Origin of the sequence: Sphingomonas pokkalii (assembly GCF_003096275.1) — a bacterium.
Taxonomy (GTDB): domain Bacteria; phylum Pseudomonadota; class Alphaproteobacteria; order Sphingomonadales; family Sphingomonadaceae; genus Sphingomonas; species Sphingomonas pokkalii.
In genome coordinates, this window is record NZ_QENQ01000001.1 from 860,724 (window position 1) to 883,702 (window position 22,979).

Below are 22,979 nucleotides of genomic sequence, written 5' to 3' on the forward strand. Positions count from 1 at the left end.
CTGTTTGGTGCCGTGCTTGGCGCTGTTCTTTCCCATAACCCGCGGTGGCGGCTGCTTTCCGGCCGCACGCGCTTGCTTCGAGGAGCCTGATCATGAACGCTATCGTTCGCCGCATCGTCACCGGCCATGATGCCCAGGGACGCGCCATCATTCAGGAAGACGGCGCCGTGCCGCGTGTGCAGCGCGTCGGCGGCGAGATCGGCCCGCTTTTCCACGAAGTGTGGAATACGCGGGCAACCCCTGCGCCGATCGATGCGGCATCGGGCGAACCGGCCGAGCAGGGCATCGTGCTTGCACCGCCGAAGAACGGCACCCGTATCCGCGTGCTCGACATCCCACCGGAAGGCGACGGCATCCGCAACATGACCCCGGAGGAGGCGCGCGCGCATTTCGCCGAGATCGGCGCGGGCGATGCCTCTGCCCATGGCGAGGGCGCGCGCCACGCGCTGATGCACCGCACCGAGACGATCGACTATGGCATCGTCCTCGAAGGCGAACTGGTGTTGATCATGGACGAGGGCGAGACCACGGTTCGCCCCGGCGATATCGTCATCCAGCGCGGCACCAATCATGGCTGGGCGAACCGCTCCGACCGCAACTGCCGCATTGTCTTCATCCTGATCGACGGTGCCTTTGACGAGAGCCTGAAGCGCTGACGATGCGGCTGACGATCACCGGCGGAGACGGCTTTGTCGGCCGGGCGGTCGTCCGGCGGCTGCGTGATACCCACGCGGCCGTCGAGCTGCTGCTGGTGGACCGGACCTTCTCCGAGGCGGGACCGGAGCGACGGCTGATCGGCGACCTGCGCGATCCGGCTGTCCTGGCCGATGCCACCCGGGATTGCGACGCGCTGCTCCATCTGGCGGCGTTGCCGGGAGCGGCGGCGGAGGGCAGCCCGGTGGAGTCGCGGGCCATCAACCTGGACGTGCCGCTGAAGCTGATCGAGGCGATGCAGGGACGTCGGCTGGTCCTTGCCGGCTCGATCGCGGTGTTCGGCGCCGCGCCGGCCGGCCCGGTCGAAGACGATACGGTGCCGACGCCGGACAGCGTCTATGGTACGCACAAGCGGATGGTGGAGATCGCCTTCGCCGATGCGGTGCGACGGGGCGCCATCCAGGGCGCGGTCCTCCGGCTTCCCGGCATCGTCGCCCGGCCTGCGGGCGGTGGTGGCTTCGGCTCGGCTTTTCTGAGCGATGTGTTCCATGCCGCCTGCGCTGGTGTCCCTTATGTGGTGCCGGTCGCACCCGAGGCGACGAGCTGGCTCTGCTCCGTCACGGCCTGTGCCGCCAATTGCGTTGCCGCGCTGCTGGGCGACTGGACCTGGGGCGAGGCGATTACCTTGCCGGCACTGCGGGTCGCGATGGGCGATCTCGTCGCGACGCTCACAACCCGTTTTCCGCAGGCCTGCATCACTCATGACGAGGATGCGATACTGCGCCGCGTCTTCGGCAGCTATCCCCGGCTGATGACGCAGCGCGCGGATGCGCTGGGCCTGCGCGCCGATCCCGACATCTCCCGGCTGGTTTCCGCCGCCCTGGCGACCGGCTGATCTCTTACGACGAGAAGGAACTACCATGCGATTTGCGACCCGCGACAACAGCACGGCCGACGGCGAACTGCTCGTTGTTTCCGCCGACGGCATGCGCGGTCTCTCTGCCGGTCCGGACTGGCCGCATCTGCTCGGCGCGCTGGAGCGCTGGGACGCCGCCCTTCCGGCGCTCGGCGCGCTTGCCGAGCGTTTGGCGGCGGGGGAAGGAAACGCGATCGATGGCGCGACGCTGTGTGCGCCGCTGCCGCGTACTTGGCAGTGGCTCGATGGATCGGCATTCCCGACGCATGGCGAGCTGATGCAGCAGGCCTTCAACCATGCCCCGATCGAGACTGACAAGCCGCTGATGTATCAGGGCATGAGCCACCAGTTCCTTGCACCGGGCGGGGAGGTGCCGTTCCCCTCCGCCGACGACGGTATCGACTTCGAGGGCGAGTTCGGCGTCGTCACGGGCCTGGTGCCGATGGGCTGCTCGGCCGACGACGCGCTGGCGCATGTCCGGCTGATCGTGCTGATCAACGATTGGTCGCTGCGCACGATCGCGCCGCTGGAGATGAAGACCGGGTTCGGCTGGGTTCAGGCGAAGCCGGCGTGCAGCCTCGCGCCCTTTGCGGTGACGCCCGACGAACTCGGCGATGCGTGGCGGAACGGTCGGGTATGCCTGCCGCTGACCGTGGAAGTGAACGGCGCCTGGTTCGGCAACCCCAATGGCGACGCCATGGCCTATGGCTTCCACGAACTGATCGCCCATGCCGCGCGGACCCGCAGCCTGGCGGCGGGGACGATCATCGGATCGGGCACCGTTTCCAATCCAGGGTACGACGTGGTCGGATCGACCTGCATTTCCGAGCGTCGCGCGATCGAGCGGATCGCCCATGGCGAATTCCGCACGCCCTTCCTGAGCGCGGGCGATCGGGTGCGGATGCAGGTGGGTGAGGAGGCCGCCCATTTCGGCAGGATCGACCAGCAGGTGACGCTGGCGCGCTGAGGCGCCAGCGTCCTCCCCCGGCCTCAGTTCGGCCGGATCGCGATCCCCGCCACCACCGCGTCGCCGCCGACGGGCTCGAAATCGAGCACGAGGCGGCCGCCACTGCTCTTCACCGCGAAGCTGCGCGTCACCGCCTTGTTCGCGCCGCCTGCCGCCTGCATCGGCGCGAAGCTTTCGATCACGCGCTGGCCGTTCGCCAGCACTGTGAAGCTGCGTGCCGCGCCCTTCGTCGCATCGGGTTCCAGGCTGGCGATGGTGATGGTCCAGCTGCCGTCGGGCAGGGGGATGTCGTAGCCGAACCTGCCCTCGCGGTAGCTGCCGAACAGCGCCGGCATGTCGGTGCCTTCCACCTTGGGCGGTACCGCCATCGGATTGCGGCCTGCCGATATCACCTTGCCCGTGCCGCCGCGGAAGAACGCGTCCGAGCCGTAGCTATCGCCGCCCATCGTGCTGCCGACCAGCGCGCCGCTATCGATGAACACGCCCTTGCGCGGGTCGGGCGCGTTCCAGTCAAGCGCGTCGCTGATCTGCTTGCCGCCGATCGTCGCGGTTGCGACGAGGTGGTTGGCCCCTGGCGTCAGGGCCACGCCCGGCCAGACGCAGATGCGATCCGGGCAGGTGACCTCGCCCACCGGCTTGCCGTTCAGCGACAGCGAGACGCGATCGGCGTTCGAATAGCCGCGCACGTCGGTCACCGTATAGGCGCGGTCGACATAGCGGCGGCCGTTGAGGTGCAGCGTCGGCGCATCCGACCAACTGGCTTTCAAGAAGTAGAAGGCGTCCTTGCGCGTCTTGCGATCGTAGGAGACGAGCCCCTTGGTGTTGACGTCGGTCGCATCGCCTTCGTTGCGCATCGTGGTGGCGAAATCGAACAGGTTCCACAGCCAACTCGCCGCGAGATAGGGGCGGGTGCGAATCTGCTTCCAGTTTTCCTCGATGGCGAGGCTCTGATACTCCTCCGGCTGCGGGCGGCCATAGGCGGCGACCGGGCCGCCGCGGGGATTGTCGCTGTGCTGGGTCATGGCGCCGCCAGCACCCCATTCGCTGAGGCCTATCGGCAGCGTCGGGTGTTTGGCGTGGAGCGCGTCGAGTGCTGGGCCGACGCCGCCTAGGTCGCCATAATACCAGCCATAATAGCGATTGAGCCCCATCACCTGCGTGATGCCGTTGAGGCTGGGTGCCCCCTGCATCGAGAGGATCGAGGGCGTATCTTCGCAGCAATCGGCATAGACGGTGGGGCGGCTGGTATCTTCGGCGCGCGCCAGCCGATCGAGCTTTTCGAGCATCGCGCGCGACTGGGCGGGCTTGCCGTCGCCCTTGCGCATCGCGTCGATCGCCGCGCCGATATCGGCCTCGTTGCCGACCGACCAAAGCATGATCGAGGGATGGTTGTAGTTCTGCCGGATCAGTTCGCGCAGCTGTTCTTCGGCATTGGCGATCGTTGCGGCGGCCGGGGCTTCGCTGGGCTCGACATTGGCTTCATGGACGAAGGGCAGTTCCGCCCAGACGACCATGCCGGCACGATCGGCTTCGTCGCTCCATTCCTGCGCGTGCTGGTAATGGGCGTGGCGGATGGTGTTCGCGCCGATCTCGACCGCGAAGGCCATGTCGCTGGCATGGTCCTCGGGCGTCAGCGCCCAGCCCTTGCCCTGCACATCCTGGTGCCGCGATACGCCGTGGAGTGGCGTGACCTTGCCGTTGAGCAGGAAGCCGCGTTCGGCATCGAAGGCGAAGCTGCGGATGCCGAGCGGCTGGACCTGCCGGTCGATCACGCGCGAACCGTCGCGCAGTTCGCTGACGACGCGGTAGAGATAGGGATCCGCGCGACCCTGCCAGAGATGCGGGGTCGCGACGGTGAGGGCGCGCTCCACCGTCGATGCCTGGCCCGGGGCGAGCGCGACGGGCGCGCGATCGGTCGCGACGGGCGTGCCGCCGGCATCCTGGACGGTGGTGACCAAAGTCAGCGTGCGGCGCCGGGTGCCGAGGTTGCGCAGCAGCGTCTTCGCCGCGACCTCGGCGCGTTCCGCCGAAACGCGCGACGTGCGCAGATACACGCCCGGCCCGCCATGATCGGCGAGATCGATATGCGCTGCGTCGACCGCGAGCAGCCGAACGCCGCGATAGATGCCGCCCTGCACGAAGAAATCGCCGCCCAGCGGGATCACATGTTCGGTGCTGCTTCCGGGGGCCGAGGCGCTGTTGTCGGCGCGGACGGCGAGGCTGTTGTCGCCCGGCCGGACGGCGCCCGTCACGTCGATGCGGAAGCGGCCGAACGCGCCGGCATGGCTGCCGACATGGCGGCCGTTGACCCAGATGTCGGCGATCTTGGAGACACCGTCGAATTCGAGGAACAGGCGCCGCCCGTTCAGCGCTGCCGGAACCGCGAAGCTGCAGCGATACCAGCCCTTGCCCTGGCGCATATCCGAATCGGCGGCGCGCTGAACCGCATAGGTGCCGACCTTGTTCCAAGTATGCGGCACTGCCACCGGCTGCCACGCGGAATCCTCGAAATCCGGTGCCGCCGGCGCATCGCCGGCATCGCCGAAGTGGAAGCGCCACCCCTTGGAAAGGTCCAACACCGCCCGCGGCTCGGTGCTCGGTGCCTGCCGGGCGGTGGGTGCCTGTGGCTGCGCCACGGCCTGCTGGGCCAGAAGGGCGGCGGAACACAGCAGGGCGGATGCGACGGCCGAACGCTTCAACATATTCATCTCTCTCCCAAGGCTTTGGCCGTTCCGGCATGCCCGGCGGCCAGTCTTCTGCCACGACCTGCCGGTCGCTTCGCGCAGCTTTCGTAGATCAGTGTCCTGCAGATGGCAGAAGGCTGCCCTATTTCTTCTCCAGGTACGTGGTGAACGGATCGCGCTTGCGCAGCGCCTCCAGCATCCCGTGCACGTCGAAGGAGCCGAGCGGGCGGCCCTCGCCGGGCTTGAAGGCGCGAACCATGTCGGTCTCTACCCAGGGGACCGCCGCATGATCCTCGTCGAACGCCGCTGCGATCGATGCGAGAGGCGCTGACGATGATCTCCTCTGTCTGCTGAAGGATCGAGCGGCGGCGCCATGGCGTGCTGTCCGCCGGGGACCGCGTCGGTATTGGTTGGGCGTTCCGGTCTTGGCGCGCTCGACTGCGCGTGTACGGAATAATGTACGCGCACAGGCTAGCTTTGGTAGCCCACAGAAGCCTGCGCATAACCTCCCCCGCCCTATTATTGGTCATACCAATCGCACGGCGAGATCGTACCGGCAAACTCAAAAAGGCTTATCGCAGTTGATAAATTTCTTTTATGGATTTGGTGGAGCCGCGATGTTCTCTGTTTGTCGCTGGAGCTGTGCTCGGGCGGGGACGCATGGTGCGACGCTGGATGGGATCGCCGACGATTCACAAAGGCTGTCGCCTTCGGATCTCATGAAGCCTGCGCGGCAGGACGCGGCCCTTCTTTCGCATATGGCCCAACGGCGTACGCGATCCGCCAAGTCTTTGACAAATCCATGGTTTCCGCCCATCGGGGGGCAGAAGGGGGAGACTTGATCGCTCCGCAAGGGCTTGGTTTCAAAGCGGGAGTTCCAACGAACGCACGCCGGGAGTCACACTAGGTTTCGTGGACAAAGGGTGTCCACTGCAGGACTGAGACGATGTTGACGAAGCCGAGATAGGACTCCTTGGTTTTGTCGTAGCGGGCGGCGATGCGGCGCCAATTCTTGAGCTTGTTGAACAGGCGCTCGACGAGGTTGCGCGAGCGATACTTTTCTCGGTCATGCGGGATGGGTTCGCGCCGGTTGCTTTTAGCCGGAATGACGGCCTCGACCTCGGCATTTGCCAGTTCCTCGCGAAGGGCGTCGGCGTCATAGCCCTTATCGGCCAGCAGCGCCTCGATCTTGTCGCCGATCATGCGAAACAGCGGGCCGAAGCCTGGGACGTCGTTGCTCTGGCCTGGCGTCAGGACGAAGCCGAGAGGCCTGCCTTTGGTGTCGCACCGAGCGTGGAGCTTGGTGCTGAAGCCGCCGCGCGATCGGCCAAGGGAAATGGACCATCGAGATTCGCACGCGGCATCGCAAACCAATGATATCACAGCGGATAATTTTGGGTCAGTCTCTCAAACCGCCAGCAATACGGAGCTCTGCCCAACTATGGTCGGTGGGCGTCGTCCGTCCTTAAAAGAGAACGCCGCAAAGCCAGAACGCAAGCGCCAGGCAAAGCAATGGCGTTATCCCTGCAAGGGCCAAGCAGACATCGGCGGCCGTGAACCCACGCGCCCTTGTCGTGTCGTGTTGCATCGTTTTTTTCCTCTCCTGTCCCGGATCGTTTGATCTCTTCGACATTCGCGCATCATTCCGATGGAGGCACATCGTGCGCCCCGGCATTGCTGCGAGAGGCATTTTGCATGTTGCCCAGGGCGTGTGGAGTCGGCCGCCCCAACCATCTCGGATGTGATGGTTGGGGCGGCGCCGCCAGGAACGTCCGGTTCAAAATTGCGATTCGGGGATGTGTACCGATGCGCCCGCCAGGCCTTCGGAAACCTTGACCTGGCAGCTCAGCCGGCTCGTCGGCTGGCGGGCGCTCGAAACAAGGTCCAGCATTTCGATTTCGCCCTCCGTCGGCGCGTCGAGGCGCTCGAAAGCAGCGGCGTCGAGAACGACGTGACAGGTTCCGCACGACATGGAGCCACCACATTCCGCGGCGATGCCTTCGATACCGTGCTGATAGGCAACCTGCATCACCGTCTCGCCCGGCGACGCCGTGACGTCCTGTCGATCACCGTCCGGCGATACGAACGAAAATGTGATCTTCTGCGTGTCCATGCGCGTGTTCCACTGCTTTTCTGTGTTGGGAAGGGCGGCCGACAGGTCAGCCGTTGAGCCGTACGGGAAGGCGTGTCGGCCCCCGGAAGGTGAGCACGCCGGCGATGTCGATCGGCTGCTCGCGCATCAGCGTCATCGCCGGGAACGCCGCAGTGAGTTCTTCGAGCATCATGCGCATCTGCATGCGCGCGATCGGCGCGCCCATGCAGAAATGGATGCCGTTGCCGAACGCGACATGCGCGCGTGCGTTCTTGCGCCGGATGTCGAATGTCTCGCCATTTTCGAAGGTCGCTTCGTCGCGCCCGGCGGACGCGAGCGAGAGCAGGAACTTGGTGCCGGCCGGCAGCGCGGTCCCGCCGACCTCGACGCTTTCTTTCGCCTGGCGTCGCCACGCGACGACCGACGATACGTAGCGCAGCCCTTCTTCCACCGCGTTGGGTATCAACGTCGGATCGTCGACCAGCGCCTGCCAGTCGGTCGGGCGGCGGAGCAGTTCGAGAAGAAGGTTCGCCGACGCGTTCGACGTCGTTTCGTGCGCGGCAAGGAGCAGCGCGAAGGTGAGGCTCTTGATCTCGTTCTCGGTCAGCTTGGAGTCGTCGCCGCCACGGGATGCGAGCAGGAAGCTGGGGTAATCGTCCTGCGGGGCGCGTTTGCGCTGTTCGAACAGATCGCAGGAGAATCTCCAGAAATCGAGCAGTTCGTCCGCTGCCGCCATTTGCTCTTCGCGGGACGGATGGCCGTGCATCAGCTTGACGCGCAATTCGGTCCAGGCCTTCACGCGGCGCGGATCCACATCCTTCACCCCGAGCAGGAGAAACGCGGTCCGCGCGGGCAGTTCGTAGGTGAGCGCGTCGACGAGATCGACGCTCTCTTTACCCTGCATCGCCGCTACATATCCGCGGACGAGATCCCGAACCTGGGCTTCGTAGGACTGAAGCCGTTTCGGGTTGAGGAAGCCCTGGACATGGCTTCGGACGCGCGTGTGCCGCGGCGGATCGCACGCCACCTGGACGCTTTCGTTGGTGAAGCCCTGATCGACGAGGAACTGCAGCATTTCCGGCGGCCAGGGGGTCACCGGCTGCGTCGCGTTGACGGCGGAGAAGCGCTCATGGTCGCGCAGCACGGCGATCACATCTTCGCGCCGGGTCACCACCCAATAGTCGATCTCGGGCGAATAGAAGATCGGCACGGTCGCGCGTAGTTCGGCGAACAGGTCGTACATGCCTTCGTGCACGAACGGACGGAAGCGCGCGCCGGCATCGTGCATCGGGCAACCGACCGGAATATTGTGCGCATCAATTTCAGTTTGCATCTACGACTCCACCTTCCGCCGTGTCGGCGGAATACCCTTGTCCCGTTGCCTCGATTCCTCGCCGCTATCGCAGGCGAAGGCAACGACCCTGGGCGAAGACGAAGGGCCGCATCGGGCGGAATCGAGGCGCTGCTCGTTCCGTCCGTCCGAAAATAAAAGAAATATAATACAGTAGGTTGCTACGTTTCATTGCGCGTGCATCGCGGGGTGTATCAGCGATATGATATCCTTGGACGCACCTCGGCGCCGTGGCGGTCGGCGCATCTCGATCGGAGCCCATGTCGAACCCGGCGGCATCACAATCCTGATTAGCGGCGTTACGAGCGTGCCCATGCGGTGACAGTTCTTGCCCACCGCCGCGGCCTGTGTGTAGCCCCGTGAGGTCAGCGGCGAAGGACATTCGCTGCGCCACAACAGCAAGCAGGGAGAGGCAGTCGTGCGGTCGAATCTGGACGTGTACATCGTCGGTTCCGGCATGACGTCGCTCGGCAAGTTCCCCGACCGCCCCGTGCGCGAAATGACGGGCATGGCGCTCGCCAAGGCCTTGGCGGACGCGGGTCTGGAAAATGCCGCTTCGATCGAGGCGGCATGGTTCAGCAACACGCGCCAGGCGCTGCTGGAGGGGCAGAACGGTATTCGCGGCGAGGTGGCGCTTCGCCCGAACGGCATCACCGGAATCCCGATCACCAATGTCGAGAATGCGTGCGCCAGCGGCAGCACGGCATTCTACAACGCGGTGGCATTCCTGCGTGCGGGACTGGGCGAAGTCGCGCTGGTGATCGGCGCGGAAAAGATGTTCTTCCCGGAGAACCGGGAGGGTATGTTTCGCGCCTTCAGGGGCAGCACCGATACGCTGCAATTCGACAGTCAGATTGAGGCGCTGCTGTCGCTCGCCAAGGACATGCCGATCCCGGAGGGTGTCGAGCCGGCGTCCGAACGCTCGGTCTTCATGGACATCTATGCGGCGTTCGCCCGCTATCACATGGCGCGCTTCGGCACGACCCAGCGCCAGATCGCGGCGGTCGCATCGAAAAATCATCGCCACTCGACGATGAACCCGGATGCGCAATACCGCTTCGACATGACGACGGACGAGGTGCTGGCGGACAAGCCGGTATCGTGGCCGTTCACCCGTGCGATGTGTGCGCCGATCAGCGACGGTGCAGCCGCCATGATGCTGTGCACGGGTAGTGCGTTGAAGCGCTTCGATGCGGCCCGTGCGGTGCCCGTCGGCGCCTGTGCCCTGGTATCCTCGTCCGATCGCCATCCCGACGATCTGGACAACCATGTCGGCCGGCGCGCGGCGCTGCGTGCCTATGCCCAGGCCGGGGTGGGGCCCGAGGCAATGTCGCTGGCGGAGGTGCACGACGCGACCGCCTTCGCCGAAATCCTGCAGATCGAGAATCTGGGGTTCTGCGCCCGCGGCGAAGGCGGGGCGTTCACAGAATCGGGCGCCACGGCCCTTGGCGGGCGCATCCCGGTCAACCCGTCGGGCGGCTTGCTCTCCAAGGGGCACCCGGTGGGCGCGACCGGCATCCTCCAGCTGCACGAACTGGTGACGCAGCTGCGCGGGGAGGCGGGCGCCAGGCAGGTCGAAAATGCCCGCTGGGGTATCGCCGAAAATGGCGGCGGCTTCCTGGGACATGAGGAAGCGGCAACCACCGTCACGATCCTGGGCGGGAAATGATCGCCTCAAGACCTTCAAACCGGACAAGAAAGTCGAAGCCATGAAATTGACCAGCTATATCGGCCAGAATGGAAGCGAGCGCATCGGCATCGTCACCGGTGCTTCCGACGCGCCCGAGGGCATCATCGATCTCGGTACCCGGTACGCGTCGCTCCGCGACCTGCTGGCGGATTCAGAGGGGCTCGCCTACGCCAAGTCCAGCGCCGGCAACGCGCCGTCGCTGCGCTTCGCCGACGCCAAATTGCTGCCGGTGATTCCGAAGCCAGATAAGATCCTCTGTGTCGGCGTCAATTTCGCCAGCCACGTCAAGGAAACCGGCCGCGAGATGCCGCCCAAGCCGATGATCTTCATGCGGTTCGCCGAAAGCCAGGTCGGCGCGCACAACCCGATGATCTGCCCGAAGGTATCGGAAAAGTTCGATTACGAAGGCGAGCTCGCGGTCGTCATCGGCAAGCGGTGCCGGTACGTTCCCGTGGAAACGGCACTCGACTATGTGGCGGGCTATTCGTGCTACAACGACGGCAGCGTTCGCGACTGGCAGCGGCATTCGCAGCAGTTCGGGCCGGGCAAGAATTTCCCGAACACCGGGGCGTTCGGCCCGTGGCTGACGACCACCGATGAACTGCCGAACATCGCCGACCAGTCGCTCAAGACGCGCCTGAACGGCCAGGAAGTCCAGTCGGCGACGCTCGACGACCTGATCTTCGACGTGCCGGCGCTGGTATCCTATTGCTCTTCCTTCATCACGCTGGTGCCCGGGGACGTGATCATCACGGGCACGACCGGCGGCGTCGGTGCCTTCCACACGCCCCCGCTGTGGATGAAGGACGGCGACACGGTCGAAGTCGAAATCTCCGGCATCGGCACCTTGCGGAACACGGTCGTCAAGGAAGCAAACGACTTCGCGATCCTGTGATCGTCGCGTCGTGCAGCCCAACCCTTCAACAGCAGGATAGATCGATGGAAAAGCGCCATGCAGGCAAGGTCGCGGTCGTAACGGGTGGCGCGCATGGCATCGGCCGTGCCTTTGCCGTGCGCCTGGCGTCGGAGGGGGCGGACGTCGCCGTTGTCGACATCAACCCCGCGACCCAGACGCTGGACGAAATCCGCACGGTCGGCGGTCGTGCCGTCGTGTTCAACCGCGATATCAGCGATCCCAATGAAGTGGCCGGCTTGGGGGAAGACGTTGAGCGCGCCTTTGGCCGCTGCGACATCCTGGTCAACAATGCGGGCATCTTCCCGAGCTGCCGCTTCGAGGATCTCGACCTCGCAGGCTGGCGGCGCATGATGGCCGTCAATCTCGACTCGGTCTTTCTGGTGTCGAAGCGCTTCGTGCCGGCAATGCGCGAGCGTCGCTGGGGGCGGGTGATCAACATGGCCTCGAACAGCTTCGGCCAGGTCGCGCCGGGACTGACCCATTACATCGCCAGCAAGGGCGGCGTGATCGGGTTCACCCGAGCGCTGGCGAGCGAACTGGGGGCGGAGGGCATTACCGTAAACGCCATCGCACCGGGGTTCACCCGGACCGAAGGCACGCTTGCGCGCGAGCCCAATTTCCGCGGTCTGACGTCCGAACAGCTCTACGGTATCCTCGCCGAACGCCAGGCAATTCCGCGGGCGCCGACGCCGGAGGACATGGCGGGCGTCCTGTCGTTCCTAGCGAGTTCGGATGCGGATCTCATCACCGCGCAGACCTTCTACGTGGACGGCGGACTGGTTCGAGCCTCCTGATACGCGCGCTGCCCGCCGATCCGGCCGGCGCGCCCGCACCAGTCGGCTCCGTTCAACACGTACTCAAGGGTAAGGAGAATGGCAGCATGACCACACCACCCAATGCACAGTTCCGCCATGTCGGATTATATGTGCGCGATATCGACACGATGGCAGGTTTTTACAGCCGGGTGCTCGGCATGGCCGTCACCGATACCGGCGTGTCCGACCGCGGCCGGATCGTGTTCCTCAGCCGCAGCGAAACCGAACATCATCAGATCGTGCTGATCGAAGGACGCAAGGAGGAAATGGGCACGGGCCTCATCAACCAACTCTCCTTTCGGCTGGACTCGCTGAAGGATTTGCAGACCTTCAACGACATTCTGAAGCGCGAAGGGGTTCGGGTGGACCGAACGATGAACCACGGCAATGCGTGGAGCATCTATTGCTACGATCCCGAAGGCAATCGTATCGAGCTTTATGCCGGGTCGCCCTGGTATGTAGCGCAGCCTTGCGCCGAGACGCTCGATCTGGATGCGCCGGAGGCCGAGATCTACGCCAGGACCGAAGCCATGGTCCGCAACAACCCCACCTATGTTTCGGCCGAGGACTGGGCGCGCGGGCTTGCCGAAAAGGTGCACGGCACGGCGCAGGGGTGAAGCGGGTTCGCCGGCCACATCGAATTGGGGCCGGCGGACGGGGTAGGGACGACGGGGCATGACGATCGATCGCGATTTCCAGGCCATTCTCGACGTTATCAACGCGTTGCCGCCGATCGACTTCGCGCGGCCGCCTTTGGAGATTGCGCGGGAAATGCGCGGCTCCCCCGTCTTGATACCGCCTTTGCCGCACGCCGTTGCGGTCGAGGTGCGCAGGGTGCCGGCCGAGGATGGCTTTCCGGTTCCGGTGCGAATCTACCGGCCCGCGACGCCGCGCCCGCATCCGGTTCTCCTGAACATCCATGGCGGCGGTTGGGTTCGCGGATCGCTGGACGGGGATGAATATCGCTGCCACTTCATCGCGCACCGCGCGGAGTGCGCCATCCTCTCCATCGACTATCGGCTTGCGCCGGAACATCCTTATCCCCGCCCGCTGGAGGATTGCTACGCCGTCCTCGCATGGGCGGCAGCGAATGCCGCGGCGCTGGGCTTCGATCCGGTGCGGGTAGGGATTGCCGGCGACAGCGCGGGTGCCAACCTTGCCGCTGCGGTGGCGCTGATGGCGCGCGATCGCGCGGGGCCGGCGTTGTGCTGCCAGATACTGACCTGCCCGGTGTGCGATCACGATTTCGACCGTCCCTCCTACGTCGAAAACGGGGAAGGCAAGTTGCTGACCCGCGCGCTGATGATGTGGTTCTGGCAGCAATATGCGCGCGAGGCGGATCGCAATGATCCGTATCTGAGCCCGTTGCGTGCACAGGATTTGCGCGGTCTTCCCCCGGCCTTGGTGCTGACGGCCGAACATGATCCGCTGCGGGACGAGGGCGAAGCCTATGCCGCGACACTCTCGGCGGCGGGCAACAAGGTCGTGGCGAAACGGATCGCAGGGGTGATCCACGCCTTCCAATCCATCGCCGTCCAGCATCCGAGCAGCATCGAGGCGCTTCGGACAACCGCAGACTTTGCTGCGCAGCATTTCGGGCAGACAGCCTAGCACAGGAACGCGTCGGCGGCGCGTTCCGCATTTCCCGTCCGCAGCCGTTCGACTCGCACCGCGGGATGTGCGGAACGGCTTGTGCCAAAGCAGTACGATCCGGCGCGGCGGTGGTGCGCGTGAACGCGACCATCAGGACGCGCGCTGCCGCAGGGCGTGGCAATTTATAACAAAATCAATGTTCTGTCTTCTTCGTCGGCGACGAGATTCGATGGCGGTGGAGAATGTCCCGGCCACGTTTCCAGCGCATTTTTGTCCCGCCTACTGCCGTTGCAGAAAAACCGAACACCTGTTAGGTTTGACGCAAATCAATAAGGAGAGGACGCATGGAACTTGCCAGACTTGGCCAGGCCCTGGGTGAACGCTGGGTGGCCGGCCACGAACGCGACGATACCGATCAGATCGTGAAATCCGCCGGTCGCGTGCTCCGCATTCTCGAACTGTTCGATGTGCTCAAGCGCGAAGCGCTGGTGTCCGAAGTGTCGGAACTGCTGGAGATGCCGCAATCGAGCACCTCGGTGCTGCTGCGCAGCCTCGTCGTCATGGGCTATCTCTCTTATAACGCCCCGACCCGTGCCTTTGCGCCGACCACGCGGGTTGCCCTGCTCGGCAGCTGGGTGAACGGGCCGCTGCTCAGCGACGGTCCGCTGATCCGCCTCATGCACCGGCTGAACGTGCGCACCGGCCAGGCGGTCGTGCTCGCTGTCCGCAACCATGTCTGGTCGCAATATATCCATGTCGTCCAGGCTACGAGCCCCGTGCGGCTGTATGTCGTGAAGGGTTCGCGCCGGCCGCTGGCCTGCTCGGCGACCGGCCTCACGCTGATCGCCGATCTCCCGGACAGCGAAATCAAGCGCATTGGCGTGCGCTACAATGCAGAGCCGCAGGAAGTCGACGTGAAGGTGCCGGTCGCCACGCTGCTCGACCGCGTGCAGGCGGTGCGGGACAATGGCTATGCATTCCAGCACGACACCGTCACCGCGGGCGCAGGCGTGATCGCGATGCGGCTGCCGCAGCTCGAAAAGAGCGAAGAACGGCTTTCGATCGGGATCGCGGCACCGACGGAAATCCTTCGCGACAACAAGGACGAGTTCGTTCTCGCCCTGCACGAGGAAATCGGATCGCATCTGATCGGTCCGGCGGCCGAAGGCGCCCTGCAGCCGGACACGAACTGATACCGTTACGACAAGCGACCCGATGCCCGATCGGCGCTCGGGTCGCCGTTGCGGCCGAACGCGGTTCGACCGGGTAGTTGCGTGCCCTTTCGGCGCGTCCGCGGGCCCCATATTCCATGTATGATGGTCGATAATTCCATCTCTGATTGCTCCCCTCCGCGACAATTAGAAGGTCGAAAGGGCGCCCCGGACTGCACTACGGTCGTTCGACCCGACCGGTAGTTCCGGTGGAAAATACGTGGGGAGAGGCCCGAATGAGATTGAATGCGCGCAAGCTGGCTGTTGTATCGCTTGCCACGATTGCGGCCGCGTCCGTAGCGACGCCCGCAATGGCACAGACTGCTCCCGCCGGTTCTTCGAGCGATCAACTCGGCGACATCGTGGTCACGGCCCGGAAAGTTGCCGAAACGTCTCAGTCGCTTCCCATCACCGTCAATGCGCTCGACAGCAAGGATCTCACGCGGAAAGTGGTCCTGAATGTCCAGGATCTTCAGACGGTAACCCCGGGCCTCACGATTTCCGCAAACGCCACCGGCGGCTCTCCCATCTTCGCGATTCGCGGTACGTCGACCGAGACCGGGATCGATGGCGGCGTCGCCCTGTATTTCAACGATGTACCGCTGATCTCGACGGTCGGCATGGTGAACGCCTTCTACGACGTCTCCACCGTCGAAGTGCTCAAGGGGCCGCAAGGCACGCAGTTCGGGACCAACACCACCGGCGGTACGATCACGGTCCGCACGAATCTGCCGACGAAGAACTTCGAAGGGTATCTGAAGGCGGGATATGGTAACTATAACCGCCGCGAAGTAGAGGGAATGGTGAACATTCCCGTGAACGACGTGTTGTCGTTCCGCTTCGCCGGAAATTATGTGAAGCGTGACGGTTATGTGAACAATCCTGCTGGGGGCGGCGCGGTTCCGGATCGTCTCTCCAACGAGAACCACTACTCGCTTCGTGGGACGATGCTGATGAGCAGCGGCCCGGTCGAGAATGTGCTGATCCTCGACTATTACAACCGCGACGAAACCCAGCCCGCCTTCATCCCCATCGCCTTCGGCCCCAACGCGCTTGGGATCAATCCGGGCCTGCTGGGCGAAAAGACCGGCGATCGTAAGACGGTCTATATGGGACCGAATCCGTCGGGCATCCAGGCGCCCTCGTTCGGGAAGTCCGATCTCTACGGCATCCAGCACAAGGTGAGCATCGACCTTTCGGACAACCTCACCCTTCGGAACGTGCTCGGTTTCCGGCACGACAATAATACCACGGCGGAAGAGGACAGCGGAACGTCGCTCTATCTGGTGAACGTCTACAACAACACGAAGACCGACCAATGGAACAATGACTTCACCTTGCGCTACACCGGTTTGGACAAGCGCTTGCGCCTGAGCGTGGGGGGATACGTCTCGCAGCAGGACAGGACGCAGGGCATCAACGCCATCGTCGCGCAGAGCTTGTACCTGGCGTTTTTCAAGGCGCCGCTGGATACCAGCGTCTTGAATTTTGAACGGCACAAGTTCACGTCAAAGGCGGCTTATGCCAATGGTGAGTTCGACATCACCAGCAAGCTCGGCATCTCCGGCGGCATCCGATACAATTGGGACCATGTGTCGTCGCGCGTTTCCGCAGCGCAGGCGAACGGTATCCTGCCCCAGGTAGGCCCCATTTTCCTCCGTACGGCCTCGATTCCGTGCGCGCCTCTGGCGCTGGCTGGATATGCGGACAAGGATCTTGGCAATTGCTTCGCCAAGCGGGCAAGAGATTTCAAGGCACCCAGCTGGAACATCGTCCTCACCAACAAGTTCAGCCGCGATGTCCTGGCCTACGTCAAGGCGAGCCACGGATATCTTGCCGGAGGAACGAACTTCACGATCCGGGAGGTGCCCTTCTACCAGCCCGAAACCACGACGATGTTCGAGGGTGGCCTGAAGGCCGATTGGCGGCTCGGCGACCGCCCCATCCGCACCAATGTCGCGGTCTATTATGGCCGTACGAAGGACAAGCAGATCAAGTACAACGCAAATTACGATGACGGCTCTTCCGCGTACGGCGTCTTCAATGCGGCGAAGCTTGAGGTTTATGGCTTGGACCTGGAGGTGCGATACTCGCCGATCCCGCATCTCACGCTGGATGGCAGCTACAATTACATCCATGCGAAGTTCAAGGATTTCCGCTTCCCCGCTGTCGGCGGAAATGGCGACGGGCTGACGGGGGCCACGCTGGTGCCCGCAGTGGACCTGAGCGGCGCCACGCCCGCGCAGACGCCCAAGCATCAGGTCAATGCTGCGGCGACCTACGAATGGCCGATCGATCCGGCGTCGGGCGTCATCTCGACCACGGTTTCCGGCTATTATACGAGTTCGATCAGCCAGACCAACGTCTTCTCGCCGTATGACGCCGCATTCGGCAAGAAGTACAATATCATCGACGGCTACTTCCTGGCCAACGCATCGCTCAACTGGAAGCACGTTCTGGGCTCGCGGGTCAGCGGCCAATTGTGGGTCCGAAATATTTTCGACAAGGAGTATATCAGCTTCCGCAATGCGCAGTTGCAGGCATTCGGTTTCTCGAGCGCTATTTTCGGTGCGCCGCGAACCTTCGGCGCGTCCGCGACGGTCGAATTCTGATCGAAGGCGGTGGCGTGGCACGGACAAGGGCATGGCGCCGCTCGCGGCGATCTGCTCCCCTGCCACGCCGCACCTGCCCGCCGCGTGGCGTCGGCCGGGCCATCTAGCGGGTCGTCATCCATCAGGCGCAAGCATTCCCGAGTGGGTGATACAGGGCCTAGCCAAAGGACGGAGTGTCGGATGCAGGATGTTACCGAACGTGGACTGCGCGTCTTCGCCGAGATCATGGGAGAGGACAAGGCTGCAGAGCTTCGTCAGGGCCTGCAGGGCACCGGCTTCGGCGCAAGCATTGCGAAACTCGCCACCGACTTTGCGTTCGGCAGCGTCTGGGCCCGCGAGGGAATGGAACGCAAGCAGCGCAGCTTGGTCGTCATCGGGGTGCTGATCGCGCAACGGCAGACGCTCGAACTGAAGAATCACATCCGGATCGGCCTCACCAACGGGCTTTCGGCGCGCGAGATCGAGGAAGCGCTGATTCAGGCCATTCCCTATGTCGGGTTTCCGGCGGTGGCGAGTGCGACGTCGGCCGTGGTCGAGGTGCTGCGCGAACGCGGTCTCGATGGGCAGGTCCGCACCGCTGAGGAGCGCGGCCTGCTATAGGCCTGGCGTCCCTGCGCGGGCCATCCGGCGCCAGCGCGTCGCGCGGAGTACCTGGCGGTGCCGCTGGAGCAACTTCCCGAACTGGCGCAGATCAGCACGCGCGTGTTCGTGGCGCACGACCACGGCACGGCGATCTTCGTGCGGCCACAGCACGGATCGCTGGCGCCCGCGGCCTTCGGATCAGGCCGGCGTCCCGCGGGTTACCGGGATCAGCCCGCCGCTGATCGCCCGGGCCGCGTCGGATGCCAGGAACAGGATCGCGTCGGCAATGGCCTGTGGGTGGACCCATTGGCTGGTATCCGCGTCCGGCATGTCCGCCCGGTTTGCCGGCGTATCGATGATGCTGGGCAGGACTGCATTCACGGTGACGTTGCCGCCGTTCAGTTCTGCCGCCAGGCTTTCGGTCAGACGATGGACGCCCGCCTTGGACGCGGCATAGGCGCCCATGCCGGCGGCGGCGTGGAGCGCAGCGCCCGCGCCGATGTTGAGGATGCGGCCGGCGTTGCTGGCCGATAGCCACGGCAATGCGGCCTTGATCATCGTCGCCGTCGTCCGGAGGTTCATCGCGAACATGCGTTCCCAGCTGTCGACGCTGCCATCCTGCAACCTTTCCCAGGTGAAGCCGCCGGCGATGTTGACCAGGACGTCGATCCCGCCATGGGCTTGGACGACGGAAGCGACGGCACGGGCGCAGGCGTCGGTATCGGTGAGGTCCACGCCCCCGAGGTCCAGTGCCCGGGCAAGCGGTTCCGGCGCTGCAGCGGTGAAATCGATCCGCGCGACCTTGTTACCCGCCTCGGCGAAACTGCGCGCCACGCAGCGCCCCAGCGCGCCGAACCCTCCGGTGACGATGATGCTTCGGCCTGGCATGTCTCTGCTCCCTGCAAATAACCTCTGGAGCGCGGCGACGGGGCTCGCCCGGCCGATACGGCCCGGCGGCACGCGATCCTCCGGCCTTACTCGATGATGCCGAGCACGGTGCCCACTTCGTACACTTCGCCGGCCGCGGCGATGATCTTGAGCGTCCCGCTCGCCGGGCTTTCGACCTCGTTGGTCGATTTGTCGCTCTCCAGCGCGAACAGCGGCTGGCCCTCGACGACCTGGCCGCCATCGGCGACCATCCATTCGGCCAGGGTACCTTCGTTCATCGAAAAGCCGAGTTTGGGCAGAAGGACTTCAGTTGCCATCGAAGATGCTTCCTACTTCGCTAGAGAAATCGCCGCTTCGGCGATGCGGCCGGCGGTCGGCGCATAGGCGCTTTCCAGCGGCTTGGAGAACGGCACCGGCGCATAGGGGGCGCCGAGCCGCGCGACGGGTGCCTTGAGCTTGCCGAAGAATGCCGATTGCAGGCTGGCGGCGATTTCAGCGCCCACGCCGAATTCGGTCACCGCCTCATGAGTAATCAGGCAGCGGCCGGTCTTGGCGACGGAGGCGAACACCGCTTCCTTGTCCCAGGGGGAGATGGTGCGCAGGTCGATGATCTCCGCCGAGACGCCGGCGGCTTCCATCTGCTCCACGGCGGCCAGTGCCTCGGTGAGGACGCGCGAATAGCTGACGATGGTGACGTCCGTTCCCTGCTTCACCACCTTCGCCTTGCCGAGCGGCACGACATGCCCGGGTGCCGGCGCTTCGCCCTGCGCCCAATAGGCGGGAAGGTTTTCGATATAGAGCACCGGATCCGGATCGTCGATCGCGGCCCGCATCAGCCCATAGGCATCGGCCGGGTTCGACGGCGCGACGACCTTGATGCCCGCGGTATGCGCGAACCACGCTTCCAGATAGTCGCAATGCTGGCCACCCGAGCCGAAGCCGGTGCCGGTCATCGTGCGGATCACGATGGGCACATGCGTCTGCCCGCCGGACATGAAGCGCAGCTTGGCCGCGTGATTGACGATCATGTCCATGGCGACGGTGGTGAAGTTCATCAGCATGATCTCGGCCACCGGCTTGTAGCCGACCAGGCTGGCACCGATCGCCGCGCCGATGATCGCCTGTTCGGCGATCGGCGTCGAACGCACCCGATGCTCGCCGAAGCGGCTCGAAAGCCCCTTGGTCACGCCGACGACGCCGCCATCCTCGGGATCGGCAACGTCTTCGCCCAGCACCACCACCTTGTCGTCGGCCGCCATGGCATCGGCGATGGCGCTGTTGATCGCCTGCAGGATCGTCACGGGCTTTGCCTTGGTTGCGGTTCCGGTCATGCCACCACTCCTTCGGCGAATACGTCTTTGGTGAGTTCGCTCAGTTCGGGGAACGGCGAGGCGAGGGCGAATTCCACCGCCGCGTCGATCCGCGCCTCGATCGCCGCTTCGATTTCGGCGAGCTGCGCTTCGGTCGCGATTCCTTCCGCGATCAGGCGCGCGCGAAAGATCGGCACCGGATCGGCATCCATCGCCGCCTGCTTCTGCGCCTTGTCCATATAGGCATCGGCATCGCCGAAGACATGGCCGTGGAAGCGGAAGGTCATCGCTTCGATCAGGGTCGGTCCTTCGCCGGCGCGGGCGCGGGCGACGGCCTCGCGTGCCGCGGCGAACATTTCGATCGGGTCGTTCCCGTTCACCCGCACGCCGGGCATGTCATAGGCGGCGGCGCGATCGACGATGCGCTTGGCCGCCGTCGCCTTTTCATAGGTGGTATGCTCGCCGTACAGATTGTTCTGGCACAGGAAGATGACCGGCAGCTTCCACACCGAGGCGAGGTTGAGGCTCTCGTGGAACGCACCGATGTTCGATGCGCCGTCGCCGAAGGTCGCCACCGTGACCCGGTCGTTGCCCGAAAGCTGCGATCCCCAGGCGATGCCGTTGGCGATCGGCATCGACGAACCGACGATGCCGGTAGTGACCATGATGCCCTTGGCCGGATAGGTCAGGTGCATCGGGCCGCCCTTGCCCTTGCACGTGCCATCCACCCGGCCGGCGATCTCCGCCCACAGGTCGTTCAGCGGCATGCCCTTGGCCAGCATGTCGTGAATGCCGCGATAGATGGTGACCCAATAATCGTCGTCGGTGAGCGCGGCGGCCATGGCGGCCGGGATCACTTCCTGGCCGCGATAGCTGTAATAGGGCATCACCAGCCGGCCGCTCATGATCACCTTGCGGCTGCGTTCGTCGTTGGCCTTCAGCAGCGCAACCCGCTCGTATATGGCCAACTGCGTTGGGCCGTCCGGTGCGTAGTTGCTCTCCATCTGCATCGACTCCGTAAGAAATTGCCGACCGTTCACCGCTCGGGGGTATGGATGATCCCATCGCAAGATCGTGGGGCGGGCCGCAAGCACAGACACCGGCTTATTGCCCTTCGGGCGGCAGGCATCCGATAGCTGATATCGGGCCGCCCCTCGGCCGTCGCTTCGGAAGCGGGCGCCCTCGTGAACAGGCGCGTCGCGAGGGCCGTTCCGGTACCGCGGAAGCGTCAGCCTTGCGATCCCGTGGAAAGGAAGCGGCCGTCGCCATATAGCAGAGGCGCGAACCGGCCAGGCATGCGGATGCCGTGAATGCGTCCGATCACGATCGTGTGGGTGCCATATTCGAACAAGCCGTCCACGGTGCAGGCGAAATTGACCTGCGCGTCCTTCAGATAGGGGAGATGCTGCAAGTCCCAGCCCCCCAGTCCGAAGCGCTCGGCCGGTGCCACCTTGCCGCCGAACGCGGAGGAAAGTTCGTGGTGCTGCTCGGACAGGAGGTTGACGCAGAAGTCGGTGCCCGTCGCGAGATGCGCGTGGATGCTCGTGCTGCGGTTGACGCAGGCCAGCAGCGACGGCGGCGCGGCGGAAAGCGACGTGACCGCCGTCGCGGTCATGCCGAGCGGAAGCGAGTCCGCGCCGCGGGTGGTGATGATCGTCACGGTGGTGGCCAGGCGACGCATCGCCTGCTTGAACGCTTCGTCGAGCAAGGGTTCGTCGGTGATGAAGGGGGTTTCCATGCCTGCTTGCGCCTCTTGCGAAGCAGGGCCGTTCTTGCGCACCAGGAGCGCATCGGCGCCCCCGGCATGAACCTGCCGTCGCCTTCCCTGCTTTGAATCGTTCGCTTCTTTGTATTGATCGCGACGCGGGCGACAATCGGCTGGGCGACGCGGGCTCCGCTGCAATCATGTCCCTGATATGGCTGGGGACGAATGCTGCAGTGCAGGATTTCGTCAGGTACGTGATTTCGCGGGCGATGCTCTTGGCTGCGCCGGCACCGCCCCGATAGAGAGAGCCATTCCCTCGACGCAGCGACGACGCGCCCCACGGAGCGCCCGGCGCGGGCGCTCGTCCAACCCCAACAGTCCCGCAGGACGACAGCGAGATCGCCGATGAACATCCACGAATATCAGGCCAAGGAACTGCTCGCGAAGTTCGGCGTGCCCGTGCCGGCCGGCTTTGCTGCTCTTAGCGTCGAGGAGGCCGTCGAAGCCTCGAAGAAGCTGCCTGGACCGCTCTATGTCGTGAAGGCGCAGATTCATGCCGGCGGCCGCGGCAAGGGCAAGTTCAAGGAACTGCCGGCCGAAGCCAAGGGCGGCGTCCGCCTCGCCAAGACCGAGGACGAGGTCCGCCACGCCGCGACCGAGATGCTCGGCAACACGCTGGTGACGATCCAGACCGGCGCTGCCGGCAAGCAGGTCAACCGCCTGTACGTCACCGACGGCGTCGACATCGCCAAGGAATTCTACCTCGCACTGCTGGTCGATCGCGCCACCGGTCGGGTTGCGTTCGTCGTCTCGACCGAAGGCGGCATGGACATCGAAACCGTCGCGCACGACACGCCTGAGAAGATCCACACCTTCGACGTCGATCCCGCGACCGGCTTCATGCCGCACCATGGCCGCGCTGTCGCCAATGCGCTGGGCCTGGAGGGCGATCTCGCCAAGCAGGCGCAGAGCCTCGCCGGCAAGGTGTATGAT

21 protein-coding genes are annotated in these 22,979 nt (G+C 64.7%); 12 read left to right on the forward strand and 9 right to left on the reverse strand.

Going from position 1 to position 22,979, the window contains the following annotated elements; translation table 11 throughout:
* The first annotated feature begins 92 nt into the window (after positions 1–92).
* The 3 genes from DD559_RS03945 to DD559_RS03955 are packed head-to-tail and all read left to right on the forward strand — an operon-like array spanning position 93 to position 2,537.
* Complete coding sequence (locus tag DD559_RS03945; protein WP_116468036.1) at positions 93–656, forward strand: cupin domain-containing protein; 564 nt, start codon at positions 93–95, stop codon at positions 654–656.
* 2 nt (positions 657–658) lie between these two features.
* A complete protein-coding gene (locus DD559_RS03950) occupies positions 659–1,549 on the forward strand; it encodes an NAD-dependent epimerase/dehydratase family protein (RefSeq protein WP_116468037.1) in 891 nt (296 codons plus the stop codon).
* A gap of 25 nt (positions 1,550–1,574) precedes the next feature.
* Positions 1,575–2,537, forward strand: coding sequence for a fumarylacetoacetate hydrolase family protein (locus DD559_RS03955; protein WP_116468038.1), 963 nt, complete (start codon positions 1,575–1,577; stop codon positions 2,535–2,537).
* A 23-nt stretch (positions 2,538–2,560) separates the two neighbouring features.
* Here the strand turns inward: DD559_RS03955 and DD559_RS03960 are convergent, their stop codons facing one another.
* The 4 genes from DD559_RS03960 to DD559_RS03975 all read right to left on the reverse strand — a co-directional run bounded on the left by DD559_RS03960 (position 2,561) and on the right by DD559_RS03975 (position 8,646).
* Entirely contained in the window at positions 2,561–5,239 is a 2,679-nt protein-coding gene (locus tag DD559_RS03960; RefSeq protein WP_165830966.1) for a glycoside hydrolase family 2 TIM barrel-domain containing protein, read from the reverse strand.
* Positions 5,240–6,124: 885 nt separating this feature from the next.
* Positions 6,125–6,604, reverse strand: a complete 480-nt coding sequence (locus DD559_RS03965) for an IS5 family transposase (protein WP_116468040.1) — start codon at positions 6,602–6,604, stop codon at positions 6,125–6,127.
* A gap of 394 nt (positions 6,605–6,998) precedes the next feature.
* Positions 6,999–7,334: a 2Fe-2S iron-sulfur cluster-binding protein gene (locus DD559_RS03970; RefSeq protein ID WP_116468041.1), complete on the reverse strand. Its 336-nt coding sequence runs from the start codon at positions 7,332–7,334 to the stop codon at positions 6,999–7,001.
* 46 nt (positions 7,335–7,380) lie between these two features.
* On the reverse strand, positions 7,381–8,646 hold the full coding sequence (locus DD559_RS03975; protein WP_116468042.1) for a cytochrome P450: 1,266 nt from the start codon (positions 8,644–8,646) through the stop codon (positions 7,381–7,383).
* A gap of 436 nt (positions 8,647–9,082) precedes the next feature.
* Between DD559_RS03975 and DD559_RS03980 the strand changes: the two genes are divergently transcribed.
* The 8 genes from DD559_RS03980 to DD559_RS04015 all read left to right on the forward strand — a co-directional run bounded on the left by DD559_RS03980 (position 9,083) and on the right by DD559_RS04015 (position 18,101).
* Entirely contained in the window at positions 9,083–10,333 is a 1,251-nt protein-coding gene (locus tag DD559_RS03980) for a thiolase family protein (protein ID WP_240610113.1), read from the forward strand.
* A 40-nt stretch (positions 10,334–10,373) separates the two neighbouring features.
* A complete protein-coding gene (locus DD559_RS03985) occupies positions 10,374–11,249 on the forward strand; it encodes a fumarylacetoacetate hydrolase family protein (protein ID WP_116468043.1) in 876 nt (291 codons plus the stop codon).
* Positions 11,250–11,293: 44 nt separating this feature from the next.
* The gene (locus DD559_RS03990; protein WP_116468044.1) at positions 11,294–12,064 is read left to right on the forward strand and encodes an SDR family NAD(P)-dependent oxidoreductase; all 771 of its coding nucleotides are present in this window, start codon (positions 11,294–11,296) and stop codon (positions 12,062–12,064) included.
* Between the two features lie 86 nt (positions 12,065–12,150).
* Positions 12,151–12,702 carry a VOC family protein gene (locus DD559_RS03995; protein ID WP_116468045.1) on the forward strand — a complete coding sequence of 184 codons (552 nt, stop codon included), beginning with the start codon at positions 12,151–12,153 and terminating at the stop codon, positions 12,700–12,702.
* Positions 12,703–12,760: 58 nt separating this feature from the next.
* Positions 12,761–13,696, forward strand: a complete 936-nt coding sequence (locus DD559_RS04000) for an alpha/beta hydrolase (RefSeq protein WP_116468046.1) — start codon at positions 12,761–12,763, stop codon at positions 13,694–13,696.
* Positions 13,697–14,022: 326 nt separating this feature from the next.
* Positions 14,023–14,871, forward strand: a complete 849-nt coding sequence (locus DD559_RS04005) for an IclR family transcriptional regulator (protein WP_116468047.1) — start codon at positions 14,023–14,025, stop codon at positions 14,869–14,871.
* Positions 14,872–15,200: 329 nt separating this feature from the next.
* Positions 15,201–17,501 (forward strand): TonB-dependent receptor, encoded by a 2,301-nt coding sequence (locus tag DD559_RS04010; protein ID WP_206364440.1) that lies wholly within the window; start codon positions 15,201–15,203, stop codon positions 17,499–17,501.
* A 180-nt stretch (positions 17,502–17,681) separates the two neighbouring features.
* Positions 17,682–18,101, forward strand: a complete 420-nt coding sequence (locus tag DD559_RS04015) for a carboxymuconolactone decarboxylase family protein (RefSeq protein WP_116468049.1) — start codon at positions 17,682–17,684, stop codon at positions 18,099–18,101.
* A gap of 180 nt (positions 18,102–18,281) precedes the next feature.
* Here the strand turns inward: DD559_RS04015 and DD559_RS04020 are convergent, their stop codons facing one another.
* From DD559_RS04020 to DD559_RS04040, 5 genes are all read right to left on the reverse strand, one after another.
* A complete protein-coding gene (locus DD559_RS04020; RefSeq protein WP_116468050.1) occupies positions 18,282–18,971 on the reverse strand; it encodes an SDR family NAD(P)-dependent oxidoreductase in 690 nt (229 codons plus the stop codon).
* Between the two features lie 86 nt (positions 18,972–19,057).
* Positions 19,058–19,288: a biotin/lipoyl-containing protein gene (locus DD559_RS04025; protein ID WP_116468051.1), complete on the reverse strand. Its 231-nt coding sequence runs from the start codon at positions 19,286–19,288 to the stop codon at positions 19,058–19,060.
* Positions 19,289–19,300: 12 nt separating this feature from the next.
* Positions 19,301–20,302: an alpha-ketoacid dehydrogenase subunit beta gene (locus DD559_RS04030; RefSeq protein WP_116468052.1), complete on the reverse strand. Its 1,002-nt coding sequence runs from the start codon at positions 20,300–20,302 to the stop codon at positions 19,301–19,303.
* Entirely contained in the window at positions 20,299–21,285 is a 987-nt protein-coding gene (locus DD559_RS04035; protein ID WP_116470704.1) for a thiamine pyrophosphate-dependent dehydrogenase E1 component subunit alpha, read from the reverse strand. The genes DD559_RS04030 and DD559_RS04035 overlap by 4 nt, the downstream gene beginning before the upstream one ends.
* A 224-nt stretch (positions 21,286–21,509) precedes the next feature.
* Positions 21,510–22,019, reverse strand: coding sequence for a flavin reductase family protein (locus DD559_RS04040; RefSeq protein WP_116468053.1), 510 nt, complete (start codon positions 22,017–22,019; stop codon positions 21,510–21,512).
* Positions 22,020–22,391: 372 nt separating this feature from the next.
* On the opposite strand from DD559_RS04040, the gene DD559_RS20055 reads away from it, so the two are divergent.
* On the forward strand, positions 22,392–22,979 hold a 588-nt coding region (locus DD559_RS20055; protein WP_240610114.1), incomplete at its 3' end, for an ATP-grasp domain-containing protein.